1 protein-coding gene is annotated in these 439 nt (G+C 73.8%); it reads right to left on the reverse strand.

Going from position 1 to position 439, the window contains the following annotated elements; translation table 11 throughout:
• Window positions 1–439, reverse strand: a 439-nt coding sequence (locus JMF97_RS30915) for a LuxR C-terminal-related transcriptional regulator (protein ID WP_203224701.1), incomplete at both ends; no start/stop codon positions are given.

Raw genomic sequence — 439 nt, forward strand, 5'->3', positions numbered from 1 at the left:
CTCGCTGCCCCCCACGTACGTACGCCCGGACTCCCACCCGGGCACGGCCGGCCCGCTCTCGTACGCCGGCACCACCGCCTGCACCCGGTCGCGGGGCTGGAGCTTGGCCAGGGTCCGCCCGACGTGGGTCTTCACCGTCGCCTCGGCGACGTGCACCCGTTCGGCGATCTCGGCGTTGGCCAGTCCCTGCGCCACCAGCAGCAGGATCTCCCGTTCCCGCTCGGTGAGCTGGGCCAGGTGGGGATCCTCGCCGGGGGCGGTGCCGAGTTGACCGGCGAACCGGTCGAGCAGCCGTCGGGTGATCGAGGGAGCGATCACCGAGTCGCCCTGGGCGACGACCCGGATCGCGGCGAGCAACTCCTCCGGGGGGACGTTCTTGAGCAGGAAGCCGCTGGCCCCGGCGCGCAGCGCGGCGAACGCGTCGGCCTCGGTGTCGAAG

This window comes from Micromonospora fiedleri (assembly GCF_016774385.1).
Classification (GTDB): domain Bacteria; phylum Actinomycetota; class Actinomycetes; order Mycobacteriales; family Micromonosporaceae; genus Micromonospora; species Micromonospora gifhornensis.